The 17,556-nt window shown below is 64.5% G+C and carries 15 protein-coding genes; 7 read left to right on the top strand and 8 right to left on the bottom strand.

The window, feature by feature from the left end; translation table 11 throughout:
• On the bottom strand, window positions 1-188 hold a 188-nt coding region (locus IV113_RS11530; protein WP_291084775.1), incomplete at its 3' end, for a 6-carboxytetrahydropterin synthase.
• 17 nt (window positions 189-205) lie between these two features.
• Complete coding sequence (locus IV113_RS11525) at window positions 206-1,204, bottom strand: zinc-binding alcohol dehydrogenase (RefSeq protein ID WP_291084772.1); 999 nt, start codon at window positions 1,202-1,204, stop codon at window positions 206-208.
• 91 nt (window positions 1,205-1,295) lie between these two features.
• On the opposite strand from IV113_RS11525, the gene IV113_RS11520 reads away from it, so the two are divergent.
• Genes IV113_RS11520 through IV113_RS11510 form a run of 3 tightly spaced genes read left to right on the top strand, consistent with a single transcriptional unit; the run spans window position 1,296 to window position 4,423 of the window.
• Entirely contained in the window at window positions 1,296-2,093 is a 798-nt protein-coding gene (locus tag IV113_RS11520) for a CDP-alcohol phosphatidyltransferase family protein (RefSeq protein ID WP_291084768.1), read from the top strand.
• Between the two features lie 3 nt (window positions 2,094-2,096).
• The gene (locus tag IV113_RS11515) at window positions 2,097-2,714 is read left to right on the top strand and encodes a YceI family protein (RefSeq protein ID WP_291084766.1); all 618 of its coding nucleotides are present in this window, start codon (window positions 2,097-2,099) and stop codon (window positions 2,712-2,714) included.
• Window positions 2,711-4,423, top strand: coding sequence for a sulfatase-like hydrolase/transferase (locus IV113_RS11510; RefSeq protein ID WP_291084763.1), 1,713 nt, complete (start codon window positions 2,711-2,713; stop codon window positions 4,421-4,423). Before IV113_RS11515 ends, IV113_RS11510 begins: the two co-directional genes overlap by 4 nt.
• Window positions 4,424-4,445: 22 nt before the next feature.
• Here IV113_RS11510 and IV113_RS11505 read toward each other — a convergent pair whose 3' ends face one another.
• The 3 genes from IV113_RS11505 to IV113_RS11495 form a co-directional block, all read right to left on the bottom strand.
• Window positions 4,446-5,552, bottom strand: coding sequence for a hypothetical protein (locus IV113_RS11505; RefSeq protein WP_291084760.1), 1,107 nt, complete (start codon window positions 5,550-5,552; stop codon window positions 4,446-4,448).
• Window positions 5,553-5,555: 3 nt separating this feature from the next.
• Window positions 5,556-6,872 carry an Ig-like domain-containing protein gene (locus IV113_RS11500; protein WP_291084757.1) on the bottom strand — a complete coding sequence of 439 codons (1,317 nt, stop codon included), beginning with the start codon at window positions 6,870-6,872 and terminating at the stop codon, window positions 5,556-5,558.
• A 542-nt stretch (window positions 6,873-7,414) separates the two neighbouring features.
• Complete coding sequence (locus IV113_RS11495) at window positions 7,415-8,173, bottom strand: FkbM family methyltransferase (RefSeq protein ID WP_291084754.1); 759 nt, start codon at window positions 8,171-8,173, stop codon at window positions 7,415-7,417.
• A gap of 86 nt (window positions 8,174-8,259) precedes the next feature.
• On the opposite strand from IV113_RS11495, the gene IV113_RS11490 reads away from it, so the two are divergent.
• Complete coding sequence (locus tag IV113_RS11490) at window positions 8,260-9,942, top strand: FAD-dependent oxidoreductase (protein WP_291084751.1); 1,683 nt, start codon at window positions 8,260-8,262, stop codon at window positions 9,940-9,942.
• Window positions 9,943-10,003: 61 nt separating this feature from the next.
• Here IV113_RS11490 and IV113_RS11485 read toward each other — a convergent pair whose 3' ends face one another.
• Window positions 10,004-10,615, bottom strand: a complete 612-nt coding sequence (locus tag IV113_RS11485; RefSeq protein WP_291084748.1) for a 2'-5' RNA ligase family protein — start codon at window positions 10,613-10,615, stop codon at window positions 10,004-10,006.
• Between the two features lie 384 nt (window positions 10,616-10,999).
• On the opposite strand from IV113_RS11485, the gene IV113_RS11480 reads away from it, so the two are divergent.
• The 3 genes from IV113_RS11480 to IV113_RS11470 all read left to right on the top strand — a co-directional run bounded on the left by IV113_RS11480 (window position 11,000) and on the right by IV113_RS11470 (window position 15,403).
• Window positions 11,000-11,521 (top strand): sigma-70 family RNA polymerase sigma factor, encoded by a 522-nt coding sequence (locus IV113_RS11480; RefSeq protein WP_291084745.1) that lies wholly within the window; start codon window positions 11,000-11,002, stop codon window positions 11,519-11,521.
• Window positions 11,522-11,654: 133 nt separating this feature from the next.
• The gene (locus tag IV113_RS11475; RefSeq protein ID WP_291084743.1) at window positions 11,655-12,827 is read left to right on the top strand and encodes a FecR domain-containing protein; all 1,173 of its coding nucleotides are present in this window, start codon (window positions 11,655-11,657) and stop codon (window positions 12,825-12,827) included.
• Window positions 12,828-12,973: 146 nt separating this feature from the next.
• On the top strand, window positions 12,974-15,403 hold the full coding sequence (locus IV113_RS11470; RefSeq protein WP_291084740.1) for a TonB-dependent receptor: 2,430 nt from the start codon (window positions 12,974-12,976) through the stop codon (window positions 15,401-15,403).
• Between the two features lie 73 nt (window positions 15,404-15,476).
• On the opposite strand, the gene guaA is transcribed toward IV113_RS11470, so the two are convergent.
• Together guaA and IV113_RS11460 are read right to left on the bottom strand one after the other, a co-directional pair.
• The gene (gene guaA, locus IV113_RS11465; protein ID WP_291084737.1) at window positions 15,477-17,093 is read right to left on the bottom strand and encodes a glutamine-hydrolyzing GMP synthase; all 1,617 of its coding nucleotides are present in this window, start codon (window positions 17,091-17,093) and stop codon (window positions 15,477-15,479) included.
• A gap of 70 nt (window positions 17,094-17,163) precedes the next feature.
• Window positions 17,164-17,556, bottom strand: a 393-nt coding sequence (locus IV113_RS11460; RefSeq protein ID WP_291084733.1) for an IMP dehydrogenase, incomplete at its 5' end; no start/stop codon positions are given.

Below are 17,556 nucleotides of genomic sequence, written 5' to 3'. Positions count from 1 at the left end.
AGTTCCTCGCGCAGCACCTGCGTGGCCAGGCCGATGTCGACCACGATGCCGTCGGCATCCAGCGCCTCGCGCCGCAGTTCGAGGTCGACCACATAGGTGGCGCCATGCATGCGCTGCGCGGGGCCGAACACCGCCCCCTGGAAACTGTGGGCGATCATGAAATGGTCTCTGACGTTGACGGCGTACATGTGGTGTTCTCTGTTCTTCAGACGGGGTAATCGATTCGATGGCAGAGCGTGCCGCTTGCACCCGTGGCCAGGCGCGCAAGCACTTGCGGCAATTCGTGGAATGGCGCGCTGTGCGTGATGAGGCGGTCCAGCACCGGGTCGGTGAGCAGCGAAAGCGCGAGTTCAAGCCGGCGGCGGTGGCTCCAGCGACCCCGCTGTGGCGCGGCCACATGACCGACCTGGGAGCTTTTCAGGGTGAGGCGCTGCGAGTGGAATGCCTCACCCAGCGGCACGCTCACGGCTCGGTTGCCGTACCAGCTGAGTTCGAGCACCGTGGCCTCGAAGGCGGCCAGCCGCAGCGCGGTGGCCAGGCCCGCTCCTTGCCCGCTGGTGTGCACCACCAGGTCGGCATCGGCCCGTGCAGCCATCGGCAGGGCAAACCCGGCACCCAGCGCCGCAGCAATGTCGGCACGGCTCGCTTCGGTGTCGATCACCTGCACGTCGCACCCGGGCAGCCGAGCCGCCAGCCACGCCACCAGCAGTCCCAGCGTGCCGCCCCCCACCACCGCGATGCGGTCGCCCAGGCGTGGCGCGGCATCCCACAACGCGTTGATCGCGGTCTCCAGGTTGGCGGCCAGCACGGCACGCGCGGCCGGCACGCCACTCGGCAAAGGCACCACGGCGTGGGCCGGCACCTGGTACACGGTCTGGTGCGGGAACAGGCAGAACACCGTGCGTCCCAGCAAGCCGGCGGGCCCGGCCTCGACCACGCCCACGTTCACGTAGCCGTACTTCACGGGGCCAGGGAATTCGCCCACCTGGAACGGCGCACGCATGCGCGGCGTCTCGCTGGCCGGCACCTCGCCACGAAAGACCAGGCCCTCGGTGCCCCGGCTCACGCCGGTGTGCAGGGTGCGCACCCGCACCTCGTCGCCCCCCAGGAGCGGCAGCGTCTCGTCGCGGATCTCGGCCCGGCCGGGCGACACGGTCCAGCAGGCCTGGGCAGCGGTGTGCGTGGGGGTGGAAGAAGATGCCATGAACGAAGAGGGGTATGTGGTGTCTGAGGGGTGGTGCGTGCCATGATCACCGCGAACCGCCGACCCGGACAACGATCTTATGTTGCAGGACATGAAAACCGCAGTCAGCCCACCCGGAACGCCCCCGCTCCGGCAGGACATCGCGGACCGCCGCGGTCTGGCGCGCGATGCCGCGCGTGATCTGGCGGCGGTCGGGTCCCTGGTGCTGCTGGTCGCGCTCGGGCTGGGCGCAGCGGCGGGGCTGGGCCTGGACCACGCCCTCAAGGCCCTGCTGGTTTACAGCGCTGGCGCATGGCTGGTGTGGCGCGGTCGGCTGGACCATCCGCATGCGCGCTTGGGCCCCGCCAACCGGGTGACGCTCGCGCGTCTGGGCTCCGTGGCCTTGATGGCGGCGCTGGTGGGTGAATCCCTTCCCCGCGCGCCACTGGATTCCATGCCGGCAGCCGCCTGGTGCCTGGTGATCGTGGCCTCGCTCACGGCGCTGCTCGATGCGGCTGACGGTGCGCTGGCGCGGCGCAGCGGCATGGCCAGTGCCTTTGGCGCCCGCTTCGACATGGAGACCGACGCCGCCTTCACCCTGGTGCTCTGCGCGCTGGTGGTGCAGGCCGGTCAGGTCGGCCCCTGGATCCTGGCCTCCGGGCTCATGCGGTACGCCTTCATGGCGGCAGCGCTTGCCTGGCGCCGGCTGGGTGGCCCCCTGCCGCCCAGCAAGCGACGTCAGACGGTGTGCGTGGTCCAGATCGCCACCTTGATCGTCTGCCTCGCGCCGATCGTGCCCCCCTGGCTGGCCGGCGGGCTGGCCGCGATCAGCCTGGCGGTGTTGACCCTGTCCTTCGCCATCGACGTGCGAACCCTGGCGCGGCAGCGCCCCACCCCATCGGAGACCTGAACCATGCGTGCAAGAACCCTCTCCACCGCCCTGTTGTGGGCCGCTCTGGCGGGCAGCGGCCAGTTGTTGATGAGCGCTCCCGCCCAGGCCCAGGCGGCGCGCTACGAACTGGACCCCGACCACATCACCGTGGCCTTCCTGGTCGATCACATCGGTTTCGCCAAGGTGCTTGGAATGTTCCGCTCGGCGCGCGGCAGCTACCGTTTCGACGAGGCCAGTGCCGCACTCTCCGAAGTGCGCATCGAGGTGGAGACCGCCAGCGTTTTCAGCAACCAGCGCAAGCGCGACGACCACCTGAAGGGACCGGACTTCCTCAACAGCGGCGAGTTTCCGAAAATGGTGTTCACCGCCTCAAGCGCCAAGCGCACCGGCGAGCGGACCTTCGAGATCGGCGGCCAGCTCGAGCTGCTGGGCAAGTCGTTGCCGCTCACGCTGCAGGCCACCTGGAACAAGAGCGCCGAGTCGCCGATGGGCGGCCCGCTGCGCAAGCCCTACACCATGGGCGTGTCGGCGCGCGGCAGCTTCAAGCGCAGTGCCTACGGCATGACTTACGCGGTGTCCAACGGCTGGGTCGGCGACGAGGTGCCGCTGATCATTGAATTCGAGGCCGTGCGCCAGTGAAGTCTGCAGACGCGGCGCCGCCGTCGACGCGGGGCTGGCTGCTGCGCTTTGCCCTGGCCTTCGGGCTGCTCAACACCCTGCTGACCTTCGAGAACCGCTGGTCCGGTTTTGGGGTGGCGTACATGCCCCGCCTGTCCTTCGAGCTTTGTCTTGCCGTTGTGGCCCTCATGGGCTGGGTGGCGTGGCGCGGACGCTTGTCACCCCGGGCAACCACCGTTTCCGCAGTGGGCTTCATGGCATTGGTGCTGGTGCGTTATGCCAGCGTGACGGCTCCCGCCGTGATGGGCCGGCCGGTCAACGTCTACTGGGATGGGCGCCACGCCAGCGAGTTGCTGCGCGTGACCGCACAGTCCTGGCCGGTCTGGCAAGGGGTAGTCGTGTTGTCGGCGCTGTTGCTCGGGACACTGCTGCTCACCGCCGTGGCGCGATGGGCGATCGCGGAGCTTGCGCGCTGCCTGGCCTGGGAGCGTCCACGGCCGTGGCTGCTGGCGGGCGTGGGGGCCTGCACGCTGAGCTTTGCCGCCTACGTGCCGGAGCAGCGCGACACGCGCTGGTTTTTCTCGCTCCCCCTCACGCCCACGCTGGTGCACCAGGCTCAACTGCTGGCACGCGTGTGGCTGCCCGGGCAGGCCACCCAGTTGCTCGGCGTGAGTCCGGCTTTTGATGGAGACCTCTCCGGTCTCGTCAGCAACCAGGGCGTCGCCGACGTTCTGCTCGTGTTCGCCGAGTCCTACGGCGCCATCACCTTCGACGACACAGCGCAGGCAGCCGCGCTGGCCGCACCGCGCACGCAATTGGCCGAGGCCATCCGGGCCGGCGGGCGGTTCGTGGTGTCGTCACGCGTGACGGCTCCCACGTTCGGTGGTGCGTCCTGGTTGTCCCACGCCACCCTGCTCACGGGCGTGGACATCACCGATCCGGCCCACCACGACCTGCTGCTGACCAGCCAACGGCCCACGCTGGCACGCCATTTCGCGCGCCACGGCTACCGCACCGTGGGCTGGATGCCAGGCCTCAAAAGCCCCTGGCCCGAAGGCGCGTTCTACGGCTTCGACCGCCTGGCTGACGATGCGGGCATCGGCTACCGCGGGCCGGACTTCGGCTACTGGCGCATCCCCGACCAGGCCGCCATGGCGCTGCTGCAGGCGCAGGAACTGGACCGCGCCGTGCAGCGGTCGCCCCGCTTCGCCGTCTTCGCCACCACCAGCACCCACGCGCCGTTCCACCCGATTCCGCCTTTCGTGGCGGACTGGACCCGCTTGACCCGGCCCGATGCCTACACGCCGGCCGAGATGTCGACCGCTCTGGCCGCACCGCTGTCCGTCACGCAGCCGCTGCCGCAGTACCTGGAGAGCCTGCGCTACCAGTTCGCCTGGCTGGCCGACTACCTGCGGCGGGTGGCGCCCCGGCCGCTGGTGATGGTGATCGTGGGCGACCACCAGCCGCCGGCTCTGGTGAGCGGCCCGGGCGCCTCATGGGACGTGCCGGTGCATGTTGTAAGTGACGACCCGGCGCTGCTGCAGCGATTGTTGCGCAGTGGTTTTGTGCCGGGTCTCAACCCACCTGCCACTTCGCTGGGCAGCATGCCCGCCCTGACCTCGGTGCTGCTGAACGCATTCGATGTAGCGAGCGCTCTTGAAACCCTGGGCGTCGAGCATGTGGCGCGGCCTGAACTTGCCAGCGCCTTGGCACTATTGCGCCACAGGTAAAGGTGAGTCACAGGCAGTATCTTTAGCGCCCCGAATCCATCCGGTCCATCACGTAGCGCAGGTCAAACATCAGTACCCTGGCCGCCACGCGGTCCAGTGCCACGGCGGGTGCCGCGCCACGTTGCAAAGGTGTGCGTGACAGCGCTACCGAATCGTGTCCATCATCGTCTTCGCCCGCCTTGTCATCACTTAGCCCAGCGTTGCTGTCGACGCATTCCTTGCGCATCGCAATGACCGCCGCACGAGCCGCTTGTTTGTTGTTCAATTCCAATGCCGGAATCAGCACATCAAACTGGCGGTTCAGTCTGTTAAGTACATCGGCATTGATGTGCCCGTACTTCAACCAGGTTTGGACGTGTGCCTTGAGCCACCGTGCAAGCTCTGCTCCGTTGTACGGATTGGGAACCGGAATGATGGGAGCCAGAACCGGCACCAGCAGATAATTCAGCTCTTCGATTTCATCGACTTTGGCAGTCCAGAATGGCGTTTCTGGCAACATATCGAGTCCCCAGGGTTCTGCAATACGACCCTGCAGATGCGTGCGCGCCACACCTGGCAACTCAGGCCTCTGTACAGCAAATCCGCTTTGAGAGCTGCCTGGCTCTACCCCATAGGAGTCCGTGTCTTTAAGCCCCGGTGTCCAAACGAAGCTGGTTTGCCCCTCTTTCTCGTCAACCCGCAGTCCGGCGCTCCAGCCTTTGGGTGCTTTCACCACGCTGTTTTCAAAATTTCTTTTGACTTTGAGCTGTGCCCACTGCTGCTTGTCTTCGGTTTCAGGATCAGTTTTTGCGTTGGCAGTAACGGGTGGCAAATTCGGTATTGTGTAGACCAGAGGAATGCCCCAGATGCGAATCACGCTGATGTTTTGTTTTGCACCTCGCTGGTTACGCAAGGTGTATTGGTATGAAAATGACATGCCATTGCCAATAACGCTGGATTTGATCATCGGTCGAATGGCGGTGCGTGCCTCGTAGGTTTTGTTGACCCACTGTTCAGTTTCGGGGTCTTGGTAGTAGAGGTTCCACAGGTTTTGTTTTGCGTCATAAACCGCGCTGTCTTGGGCGTGGGCTTGTCCCATGCTCAGCAACAACATCAACAGGATGAAGCGAAGGGTTTGAGTGATGTGCATGATTTACTTCTCCGATTTCCAGCAAGACGTTTGTTTTTCCAGATACACATGAAAGTGTGGGCTTTTCATATAGTGATGAAGAAGGGAAAAAGGAAAGCTTACCTTTTTGCTGTTGCAAAACTTGTCGTAAAAATCAATTTGTTTGGATGAAGAAATCCGGTTACCCGCTCGAATAAACGAGATGTCGATTTCCCGCCCATCGCGGTGCCCCGCATGTGGCGCCCTCCAATTTGAACTAATGTCGTAGCGGCCGCCCCAATACAGACTGGCATCGTTCAAGGCTACCGTGCCCCAACCTTCAGCGGCGAAAGCTTCGATCATGGTGCGCAGGTTTTGCCGCGATTGCTGCGTCAAGTAGTACTGGTTGTGGTGATACCGCCCGTTGCCTTGGTGCGTTTGGTCAACGCTGGTCAGCGCGTAAACAAAGGTGCCGTCCGCGTTTTGGGATGGGTTGGGGGAAATGGGCAGCAGGTCTGGCACCTTGACCTCTATTTCCTTGGTGGCTGGGCTGTTGGAGCAGGTGGCGCACGTGGCCTTGATGGTGTGAATGCCAGCCACTTCGGGTGCCCTGAATGTGACTTTGACCTCACCGTTGGCATCTGTGGTTCCTTGGGTTCCGCTGAGTGTGCCTTCGGGGCGAGCAGCATCATGGTGCTCATGGCCGCCGGAGTTGGGAGTGACGTCAATTGAAAAACTAACTGAAACTCCCGCCACGGGATTGACGCCCTGTGTCACCCTGACCTGAAATGCTCGCTCATGCACTCCATTGGTGCCAGTTGGGAGAATGCTTGAGTTTGAATTTTCAAGAAAAGCAATCGTCTGCCCACCTCTGCTGCACGCAGTACCATTCCAAACATCGAGATAAACATGGCAATAACAAGTGGCAGAAGAATAATAAGGCCCTCCAGCCGAATGGGAAATTGGTCTCGCAATTTGGCCAGCCACCTGAATATACTGACGGTCGCCGCAAAATGGAGAGATCGTACTGGGCACATTTTGACGAACGTCGTTCGTCCCATCGAATTTCACAAGAGTTTGCGTTCCAAAGCAAATCAAACGCCCTGACCCGCTAACCTCAGCATATCCATTTGGGACGAAGGTTGATCCAGGAGTTGAATATCCTTTGCATTGCGATGCATCGGCAGCGGTTGCAGTCCAAGTTTCTTCAATTCCGGGGTCAGACCTGTATAGCCCAATGGGTGGATTTGGCTGGGCTTGCGATGCAACAGGAATCAATGGAAAAATTATAACAATTATCAGAGACACGCAATGAAAAATTTTTGTCCTGACGCTTTCCGCGAGAAAATATGTAGGCTGCATGATGGTCGAGCTTGTATGACATAGAGTTGCTTAGCTCGAAAGTTTGAAATTGGCTGGACCAATTTGCCTATACTCCATTTGAGGTATATTGCATAAATCAAACCTGATAGGCCCACCTTTGATGATGGCCGCAGAGGGCGCAACTTAATTTCTGGGGGAATGGTTTGGTTTGATAAGTGCCGATGTGTTGCGCGGAAAGTAATGGAAGGGCGCATTCAGGTACTTGGGCGTCACCGAACTCATTCGCTTTCAGGGCATCAGGAAGAGAGCACAAGGTTGAAGCGCATCAAGGTAAGCGCGCACCAGTCGTGCAGGTTGCCGCTGCCACGCCTGGAGTGGGTTTCGACAATGCGAGGAACGCTGTCAAAGTACGGTGCGCCAAAGCCGCGCTCTCGCCGCAGATGCGAGCATCCGCACTTGACTGGAGACAATCACTGGTTTGGCTGCGCCAAGGTCGGCACCTGATGGTTCAGGCCTTTGCGACCCACTGCGCCGCCCAACTCGCGTCCCTTGTTTGCCATTTGCTGGGACGCAGCCTGACTTCAGCAAGTCAACCAGGCGTGCACATCGCCCGAGGGGCCATCCGCCGGCATCTCGCGCAGCCAGGCGCGCAGCGCATCGGCTGGCTCACCCAGGGGTTGCAGCAGGTGCAGGCGTTCGCCCAGCGACACGGCGTAGCGGTAGCACCCCGGCCCGGCCAGCGCTTCCAGCCGGTCAATGCAGCCCAGCGCGATGTCGCGCACCGCCGGAAGGAACTCGAACGACAAGGCAGGCAGCGGCTGGCTCAGACCCATCAGCACCTCCAGTTCGAAACCTTCCACATCGATCTTCACGAAATCGGGCACGCCGTGCGCGGCGATCAAGGCGTCCAGCGTGGTCACCGCCACCAGCGGCCCGGCTTGCCAGCGCACGCCGTGGAACGATGGCGCCGCGCCCGCACGCTGCACGAAATCGGTCGAGAGCGTGGCCACGGTGGGTGTGCGCGGGCTGGCCATCAAGCGGGCCTCGCCAGGCGCGCGGCCCAGCGCCTGCGGCAGCAGTGTGACACCGGCATCGCGGCCAAAGCGGCGCTGCAGCAGGTGGACAAAATCGGGCTGCGGCTCCAGCGCGACCACGCGCGCACCGAGCTGGCGGAAGGCCGCCACCCGGTTCCCGGCGTGCGCGCCGACGTCAAACGTCAGCCCGTTGGCAGGAACGAAGCGGCGGTAGAAGCGCCTGAGCTGCGCGCCGCGCCAGGGAATGCTGCGGTAGACCAGCAGCGAGCGCAGCAAACCGAGTTGTCGGTTGAGGCGCTCACCCATGCGATGTCCTGTCTCGGGTTTCATAATCAGGATCATGCCGCGCTTCGCAGCGCCCGCCGCACACGTCTGATCACACCGGGACCGCCATGGCCGACGACGCACCCAGCGAGCTCCTGTCTCGCCGCCACCAGATGTTCCCCCTGCTCACCGACGCCGAGATGGCGCGGATGCAGCGCTTCGGCACGCGTCAGACCCACGCACCCGGCGCGCACCTGGCCACCGCGGGCGAGCCCGCACCCGGTCTGTTCGTCGTCTTCGAGGGCGTGGTGGCGGTGAGCGAGCGCGATGGCATGGGCCGCGTCACACCGATCGTTCAACACCGACGCGGCCATTTCATGGGCGAGGTGGGTGCCTTGTCGGGCAAGCCCTCGCTGGTCGATGGTGTCGCTGTGGGCGATGTGGACGTGCTGTTGCTGCTGCCCAGCCAGCTGCGCGCGCTCATCATTGCCGAGGCCGATCTGGGCGAAGGCCTGGTGCGAGCGCTCATCCTGCGGCGCGTCGCGCTGATCGCATCGGGTGCCAGCGGCCCCGTGCTGATCGGCCAACCGAACTCGGCCGACCTGATGCGCTTGCAGAACTTCCTGCGGCGCAACGGCGAGCCCTATCACGTGGTCGACGTCGGCACGGATGCCGACGCCGCCGCCTTGATGGAGCAGTCCGGCGCGGCCGTCGGCGAGCCTCTGGTGGTGTGCCCGGATGGCACGGTGCTCGTCGACCCGACTGACGAGGCCCTGGCGCGTTGCATCGGCATGGTGGACACGGTGGCACACGACGAGCTGTTCGACGTGGCCGTGGTGGGCGCCGGCCCGGCAGGACTGTCGACGGCCGTCTATGCCGCGTCTGAGGGCCTGCGCGTGGTGGTGGTGGACTGCCGCTCCTACGGTGGCCAGGCCGGCGCCAGCGCGCGCATCGAAAACTACCTGGGCTTTCCGACCGGCATCTCCGGTGCGGCATTGGCAGGCCGGGCCTACGTGCAGGCCCAGAAGTTCGGCGCCGAGATCCTGATCCCGGCCCAGGTGCAGTCGCTCGACTGCACGCGCAACGGGCCCGACCGCGAACTGGCCCTGCGTCTGACCGATGGCCGCCGCCTGCGGGCGCGCACGGTGGTCATCGCCAGCGGGGCGCGGTACCGACGGCCGGACGTACCGCGTCTGAAGGAGTTCGAAGGGCGAGGTGTCTGGTACTGGGCTTCAGCGCTGGAGGCCACCATGTGCGCGAAGACCGAGGTGGTGCTGGTGGGGGGCGGCAACTCGGCCGGCCAGGCCGCCGTTTTCCTCTCGCAGCATGCCGCCAAGGTTTACATGCTGGTGCGCGGCCCGAGTTTGACGGCCAGCATGTCCCGCTACCTGATCGACCGCATCGAAGCCACGCCCAACATCGAACTGAAGCCGCACACCGCCGTCACCGCCCTGCATGGCGATGCGCCGAACGGCCTGGCCGCCGTGTCCTGGCGCGACCACCGCACGGCGGTTCAGGAAGAGAAGGCATTGCGCAACCTGTTCCTCTTTGTCGGTGCAGACCCCGAAACCGGCTGGCTGTCGGGTTGCTCGGCGGCGGTGGATGCGCACGGCTTCGTGCTGACCGGCGCCGCTGCAGGCGCGGCCCCCGACGGACGACAGCCGGCGGCACTGGAGTCCAGCATCCCGGGCGTGTTTGCCGTGGGCGACGTGCGCTCGGGCTCGGTCAAACGGGTGGGCGGTGCGATTGGCGAAGGTGCTGCGGCGGTGGCGCAGATTCACCAGTATTTGGCGGCTGTCGACACTTCGTGAGCCGACATGAGTTGTTATAAATCAATGTATTTTTTTCATCTTCTCATGCAAAACATGAAATTCATGCACGGCGAAAGTCGATCGAAAAATCGGTCTCCCAGCCACTGAACACCTGTTGCCGCTCGCGCAACGGCCAGCGCGCCAACACCTCGTGCCGGCCTCGTCCATGCAGGCTGTCCACCAGGCACAGCTCCGTCACCCGCCACGCGACTGGCGTTTCGAAAGACCGAGGTGCCACGCGCGGGTGCTTGTAGTCCAGCGTCATGTGCGGGGTGAAGCCGGTGCGCAGCTGGTCTGCGGGAAAACCGACGCGGATGAGCCTCTCCCTCAGGTCGCGCTGCAGGCGGTACAGCTTTCGCAGCGCGGGTCCGCCCCCAGCCAGTTCCACGGTGCCAATGGGAGCGCCGCTGCGGGACCGCAGCGCATTGAAGACGACGTCAAAAGGCTCGTCGTCCACCGCAGCACCGGCGGCCTGCGCCTGCTCCAGCACCCTGTCGGGAATCCAGTCTTCGAAGCGCCCCAGCGGCAGCAAGGTGATGTGCAGGCGCTCCGGTGGCATCGGGAAGCTCTTCACGGCGCAACGGAGGCGCGTCGCGTCCCAGAGCACCGCGGCGCAACAAGCGGCGGCCGGTGTCGGGTAGAGGAGAAAGTAGATGTCGTGACGGTGGGGCATGGTGGGACATGGCAATGGACACGGGTCCCCCATTCTGCGCCAATGCTGTACGAATGAACAGTATTTTCACCAGCACACAGCACTGCCGCTCCACTCCAAATGGCCAATAAAAACCGCTAATAATCATTTGTAAATCAATATTGTTTGCCGCACTCTTCGATCAACACATCAACTCGTGAGCTGCCGCTCCCTACCCACTCCCGGATCAAAAAAAGACATCCAGACGCACGTCCGCGTCTCCAGGCAATTCTGGTACGTTTGGGCAGTCCCAGAATCAGAGATAATAAGAATTATTCTCATTCAATTCGCGCGCCGCAGACAAGCCGCAGCCAGTCTTCAAGCCCCGGTGCCCGGCTTTTTCGTCAACCACACCTGGGTTTTGCCGTGCTGGAGCGCTACCACCGCGAACTGCTGAACTTTCTGACCCGCCAGGTCAGCGACCGCGACACCGCGGCCGACCTGGCCCAGGAGAGCTTCGTGCGCGTGCTCTCCGCCCAATCCGCCGGCCAGGCCGTGCTCGACATGCGCGCCCTGCTCTATCACACCGCCCGCAACCTCGTCATCGACCAGCACCGCCGCAACGAAGTGCGCCGGCACGACAACCTGGATGCCATCCCCGAAGACCAGCACCCCTGCGCGCCACAGCACCTGCAGCCCGAAGAGGCGCTGGCCTCGCAGCAGGTGATCGGCGCCTACGTGGCCACCATCGAGGCGCTGCCCGCCCGTTGCCGCGAAGCCTTCGTGCTGAACGTCTTCGACGAGCTCAGCCACGCCCAGATCGCTCGACACATGGGCATTTCTGTCAGCATGGTGGAAAAGCACGTGGTGCGCGGCATGGTGGCCTGCAAGCTGTGCGAGCGCAGGCTGCGCGAGCCGCTCGGGCGGCCACCGGAGGCCCAGGCCTGAAGCCCGGCAAGGCGCACCGAGCACGAAACGCTGGCCCGCTGAACGGGCGCACCGACCGGGAAACCGAAGGTGAGGAAAAGCCCCACCCGTGCGTCTACATCAACAAGAGCAATTCATTGCCTCCGCCATGCCCATGAACACGCCCCCAACACACCGGCTGCACACGCCCGACGCACGTGCGGAGGCAGACGAACGCGAGTTCGAGGCCTTCGCACAGGCGCAGGATCCACTGGACATTGAAGCCGCCACCTGGGTGGCCCGCCGCCGCAACGGGCTGAGCGCCGACGGCGAAGCCGAGCTGCAAGCCTGGCGGAACGCCGACCCGCGCCACGCCGAGGCCTTCGAGGACATGGATGCCACCTTGGGCGACGTGCAACAACTGCCCGACGACGACATGACCGCGCTCAAGGCCGGCCTGGCGCAGGCGCCAGCGGCTCGTCCGCCACGCTCCGCTGAGCCGCGCCGGCGCCCATGGCTGCTGGACTGCTGGGGCCAGTTCTTCCCGCAGGCCGCAGCGGCGGCCCTCGCCGTTGCCATGGTGGGCGGCGGATGGATGGGCTGGGAGCGCTGGCGCCAATTGCCCACCTTCGAACAAAGCTTCGTGACCCAGAAAGGCCAGCAGCTCACCGCCACCCTGCCCGATGCCAGCGCGGACAGCCCCGAGCGCGGCAGCACCCTCCACCTCGACACCGCCACCCGGCTGGAAGCCCGCCTGTACCGTGACCACCGCGAGGTGCGCCTGGCGGACGGCCAAGCCATGTTCACGGTCAAGTCCGACGCCGAACGGCCCTTCCACGTCCGGGCTGGCGCGCTGCGCATCACGGTGGTGGGCACCCGGTTCTCGGTGAGGCACACACCGTCGGGCCTCGGTGCGGGCCAGACGATCGTGTCGGTGGAAGAAGGCCGGGTTCGGGTGGCCAAGGCCGACCTTGCCGACGGGCGTGACGACGTCCTGAGCACAGCCACCCAGACCCACGCAGCCACGGTGGAACTTGCCGCCGGCCAGATGGTGGTGGCCGACGACGCTGGACACATCGGACCCGTGACCAGCGTGACTGCCTCCAGCATCGCTCCCTGGCGCAACGGCCGCATCAGCTTTGACCAGACCCCGCTGGCCCAGGCCATCGCCGAGTTCGAGCGCTACGGCCACACCGGCGTGGTGGTGCGCGACCCCGGCGTGGCCGCCCTGCCGGTGGGCGGCAGCTACAGCCTCAAACAATGGCAGCGCTTTGCCGAGACCCTGCCCCAGGTGCTGCCCGTGCGGCTGGAGCGACGGGGTGAGCTCCTGGAAGTGGTGGCGCAGTGAGGCCAGCTGGCGCGAAGAAAAGTTGCGAAGAATTCTCATTTGCAACGTGAGGATTGCGCCGGCGTGATGCGTCTTCATGGGTAGGAGAGGCCAGTGCGCGGTGCACCGGCCCGGCAAACCAGCCACCCACCGAGGAGTTTTCACCCATGCGATCGATGCCGCTGCAACAGCGCCTCACCCCTGCTCCCCTGGCCCTGGCAACTGCCATGGCCATCGCGCTGGCCGCCGGCCATGCGCCGCTGGCCCATGCCCAGAGCGGCACGGCCGCTACCGCAGCGGCCATCGCCATCAACATCCCGGCGCAGCCGCTGGGGCAGGCGCTGAACGAGCTGGCTCGGCAGGCGAACTTGCAGATGAGCTTCCCGGCGGCACAGGTGGCGGCAAAACAAGCGCCTGCCGTGGCAGGGCAATTGACCGTGCGGCAGGCGCTGGATCGGTTGCTGGCGGGGAGTGGATTGATGGCATCGGTCGAGGGATCGGCCGTCGTGGTGCTGCAGGCGCCGACATCGCATCCGCTGGGTGATGCGACTTTGTCCACGGTGACTGTGACGGCGCCTTCCGTATCCGGCGTGACACAGAACCTGGCACTGAAAGTGAAGGCGGGGGCTTTGGGCGATGTCACGCAGAAGGACACACCGTTCTCCAGCGCAGTGGTGACGAACAACCAGATTCAGGAGCAGGCCGCGCAAAAGCTGGGCGACCTGTTCATTCAGGATGCCTCCGTCTCGGACAACAGCGGCGCCTACACCGCATGGAGCACGTACCTGACGGTCCGAGGCATGGAGCTGGATTGGCAGAATTCCTACCGCATCGACGGCAAGCCCTTTCTCGGCTACACCGTGACCCTGCCCTACGAACACATGGAGCAGGTTGAACTGCTCAAGGGTGCAACCGGATTCATGTATGGTTTCGGCGCGCCAGGCGGCATGCTCAACTACGTGACCAAGAAGCCGACCGACGCGCCGACACGCAGTGTCAGCCTGGGGTACACCGGCAGCAGCATTGTCCGAACCAACGCCGATCTGGGCGGTCGCCTGGGGGCCGACGGCGGCTTGGGCTACCGCTTCGACGTCACGCACGAAGAAGGCCGCACCACCAACGACGGCTCGCTCAAGCGCAGCTCGTTCCTGCTGGCGCTGGATGCCAAGCTCACGAACCAGCTGAGTTGGGACTTCCAGACCATCTACCAGGATCGCCTGACCGAAGACACCGAGCCGGGCATCCTGACGCGGTCGCTGCTGGGCAACCAGCTGCCCAGTCCGATCCGGAATGACAAGACGCTCGTGGGGCCGGGCAACTACGTGGACAACAAATTCGGCTTCGTCGCCACCGGCCTGAAGTACCGTATCGATGCCGACTGGCAGGCGCAAACCAACTTCAGCCAGAGCTATTCGAAGACGCGCCGCAACGAGTCCATCCTCAGTCTGCAGAACGTTGCCGGCGACTACATCGATGCCCGCGCGGACTACGGCGAGCGCTACCAGTACAGCTACTGGGACGCCATGCTGCAGGGCCGCACGCAGGTCGCCGGTATGACCCACCACGTCGTGGCCGGCCTTTCGTGGCAAAAACAGCGCAACGACGACTCACGCAACGCGGTGTACATCCCCAACGTGGGCACCGGCAACCTCGGCAGTCAGAACACGACCCGCTACGACAGCATCGGCCTTTTTGACAGCCTGGGGATGTACCGCCTGACCGAACTGGTACACAAATCCGTCTTCGCCAGCGACCGGATCGAGCTGACGGACCGTTGGTCCGTGCTCGGTGGCCTGCGCTGGATCCAGTACGAAAAACTGAACTGGGATGGCACCGGGGCCAGCACCGCCCCGTACCGGGACAACGGCATCGTGACGCCGACGGTGGCCGTCATGTACAAGGTGGCGCGCGAGACCATGGCCTATGCCAGCTATGTGGAATCGCTCCAGCAAGGTGCCACGGTCGCCAAGCTGCCGATCTATACCAACGCCGGCGAGATGCTGAACCCGCTGACGAGCAAGCAATGGGAACTGGGCATCAAGAAAGACAGCGCCAACTGGTCCGGCAGCGCCGCACTGTTTCGGGTGACGAAGACCACGGAATACGATCGGAGTTGCGGCACCGACTGCCTGACCAAGGTCCAGGACGGACAGTCGGTCTTCCAGGGGTTGGAACTCGGTGCCACGGCCCACCTGAGCAAGTTGTGGAGCCTGGGCGGGAACCTGATGCTGCTCGATGCAGAGTACGCGTCAGGCGAGGCGGCCATCGTGGGCCACCGGGTGGCAGGCTCGCCGCGTCGCGTGGCCACGGTGCAGCTGGCTTACCGCGTTCCGGAGATCCAGGGACTTCAGGTCCGCCTCGGTGCCAAATACACCAGCAAGACGCCATTGCGTGTCGACAACACGATCGATGTCGATGGCTATACCTTGGTCAACCTCGGCGCCTCCTACGATACCAAGGTTGCGGGCCAGGCCATGACCTTCCGGGCCAACATCAACAACCTGCTCAACAAGAAGTACTGGATGTACCAGTACAGCAACTACATCAAGGCCGGCGATCCTCGCACGCTCAATCTCAGTGCGACCCTGCACTTTTGAGCACGCTCTGGCAAACGCACCGCGACCCGGTACTGGCCATGGGGTTGGGCTCTGGTCCCCGAAGGACGCCAGTTCACTCCCACTCGATGGTCGCCGGCGGTTTGGAGCTCACGTCATAGGTCACGCGGTTGATGCCACGCACCTCGTTGATGATGCGGCTGCTGACCTTCTTGAGCAGCGCGTAGGGCAACTCGGCCCAGTCGGCGGTCATGAAGTCACTGGTCTGCACCGCGCGCAGGGCCACCACGTAGTCGTAGGTGCGGCCGTCGCCCATCACGCCGACGCTCTTCACCGGCAGGAACACGGTGAAGGCCTGGCTGGTGAGGTCGTACCAGCTCTTGCCGCTCGGGTGATCGATGGTGGAGCGCAGCTCTTCGATGAAGATCGCATCGGCCCGGCGCAGCAGGTCGGCGTATTCCTTCTTCACCTCACCCAGGATGCGCACGCCCAGGCCCGGGCCCGGGAACGGGTGGCGGTAGACCATGTCGTGCGGCAGACCGAGCGCCACGCCCAGTTCGCGCACCTCGTCCTTGAACAGGTCGCGCAATGGTTCCAGCAGTTTCAGACCCAGCTGCTCGGGCAGGCCACCGACGTTGTGGTGGCTCTTGATGGTCACTGCCTTCTTGCTCTTGGCGCCGCCGGATTCGATCACATCCGGGTAAATTGTCCCTTGTGCCAACCACTTGGCGCCTTTTGTTGATGCACCACTTGAGATGAGTTTGGCGGCTTCCGCCTTGAAGACCTCGACGAATTCGCGGCCGATGATCTTGCGTTTGGCCTCAGGATCGCTCACGCCCGTGAGATGGCCGAGAAACTGGTCGGCCGCGTCCACGCGGATCACCTTGGCGTGCAGCTTGCCGACGAACATGTCCATCACCATGTCGCCTTCGTTGAGGCGCAGCAGGCCGTGGTCGACGAACACGCAGGTGAGCTGGTCGCCGATGGCGCGGTGGATCAGCGCGGCGGCCACGGACGAATCGACGCCGCCCGAGAGGCCCAGGATGACCTCTTCGTCGCCCACCTGCTCGCGGATCTTCTGCACCGCCTCTTCGATGTGGTCACGCATCACCCAGTCGGGTCGGGTGGCGCAGATGTCGAGCACGAAGCGCTCCAGCAGGGCCCGGCCCTGCACCGTGTGGGTGACCTCGGGGTGGAACTGCACGGCGTAGAAGTGGCGAGCCTCGTCGGCCATGCCCGCGATGGGACAGGACTCGGTGCTGGCCATGAGTTTGAAGCCTGGCGGCAGCTCGGTGACCTTGTCACCATGACTCATCCAGACCTTGAGCATGCCGTGCCCGTCGGGCGTGTGGAAGTCGGCGATGTCCTTGAGCAGCGCGGTGTGGCCGCGTGCGCGCACCTCGGCGTAGCCGAACTCGCGGGTGTGGGAGCCTTCCACCTTGCCGCCCAGCTGTTGCGCCATGGTCTGCATGCCATAGCAGATGCCGAGCACCGGAATGCCCAGTTCGTACACCACATCGGGCGCCTTGTCGTCGACCTCGTACACGCTGGCGTGGCTGCCGGAAAGGATCACGCCTTTGAGCTGGCCATCGGCGGCGAACTCCTGCACCCATTCGCTGCTCACGTCGCAAGGATGCACTTCGCAGTACACGTGTGCCTCGCGCACGCGGCGCGCGATGAGCTGGGTGACCTGGGAACCGAAATCGAGGATGAGGATTTTCTGGTGCTGCATGGGGTGTAGGTGGGTGCGGCGAGAAAAAGAAAAAGGCCGTCGCGCTGGACGGCCTGCGGGGTGGACCTGGTCAGTCCGCCCGGTAGTTGGGTGCCTCTTTCGTGATCTGCACGTCGTGCACGTGGCTCTCGCGGATGCCGGCCGAGGTGATCTCGACGAACTCCGCCTTGTGGCGCATGTGCTCGATGCTGGGGCAACCACAGTAGCCCATGGCCGCGCGCAGGCCGCCGGCCATCTGGAAAATGATCGAGACCACGGAGCCTTTGTAGGGCACGCGGCCTTCGATGCCCTCGGGCACCAGCTTGTCGGCGTTGGGGTTGCCGGTGCTGCTTTCCTGGAAGTAGCGGTCGGCGCTGCCCTGCTGCATGGCGCCGATGGAGCCCATGCCGCGGTAGCTCTTGTAGCTGCGGCCCTGGTACAGCACGATCTCGCCCGGCGCCTCTTCGGTGCCGGCGAACATGCC

Origin of the sequence: Hydrogenophaga sp. (assembly GCF_018780385.1) — a bacterium.
Lineage (GTDB): Bacteria > Pseudomonadota > Gammaproteobacteria > Burkholderiales > Burkholderiaceae_C > Hydrogenophaga.
This window is presented reverse-complemented; position numbering and strand designations above follow the sequence as displayed.

Bases quoted from the DNA above. Each gene is read 5' to 3' on its own strand.
- IV113_RS11525 (WP_291084772.1), bottom strand. From the start codon at position 1,204: ATGGCATCTTCTTCCACCCCCACGCACACCGCTGCCCAGGCCTGCTGG.
- IV113_RS11485 (WP_291084748.1), bottom strand. From the start codon at position 10,615: ATGCCCCACCGTCACGACATCTACTTTCTCCTCTACCCGACACCGGCC.
- IV113_RS11505 (WP_291084760.1), bottom strand. From the start codon at position 5,552: ATGCACATCACTCAAACCCTTCGCTTCATCCTGTTGATGTTGTTGCTG.
- IV113_RS11470 (WP_291084740.1), top strand. From the start codon at position 12,974: ATGCGATCGATGCCGCTGCAACAGCGCCTCACCCCTGCTCCCCTGGCC.
- IV113_RS11490 (WP_291084751.1), top strand. From the start codon at position 8,260: ATGGCCGACGACGCACCCAGCGAGCTCCTGTCTCGCCGCCACCAGATG.
- IV113_RS11495 (WP_291084754.1), bottom strand. From the start codon at position 8,173: ATGGGTGAGCGCCTCAACCGACAACTCGGTTTGCTGCGCTCGCTGCTG.
- IV113_RS11515 (WP_291084766.1), top strand. From the start codon at position 2,097: ATGCGTGCAAGAACCCTCTCCACCGCCCTGTTGTGGGCCGCTCTGGCG.
- IV113_RS11520 (WP_291084768.1), top strand. From the start codon at position 1,296: ATGAAAACCGCAGTCAGCCCACCCGGAACGCCCCCGCTCCGGCAGGAC.
- guaA (WP_291084737.1), bottom strand. From the start codon at position 17,093: ATGCAGCACCAGAAAATCCTCATCCTCGATTTCGGTTCCCAGGTCACC.
- IV113_RS11475 (WP_291084743.1), top strand. From the start codon at position 11,655: ATGAACACGCCCCCAACACACCGGCTGCACACGCCCGACGCACGTGCG.
- IV113_RS11500 (WP_291084757.1), bottom strand. From the start codon at position 6,872: ATGCAGCCTACATATTTTCTCGCGGAAAGCGTCAGGACAAAAATTTTT.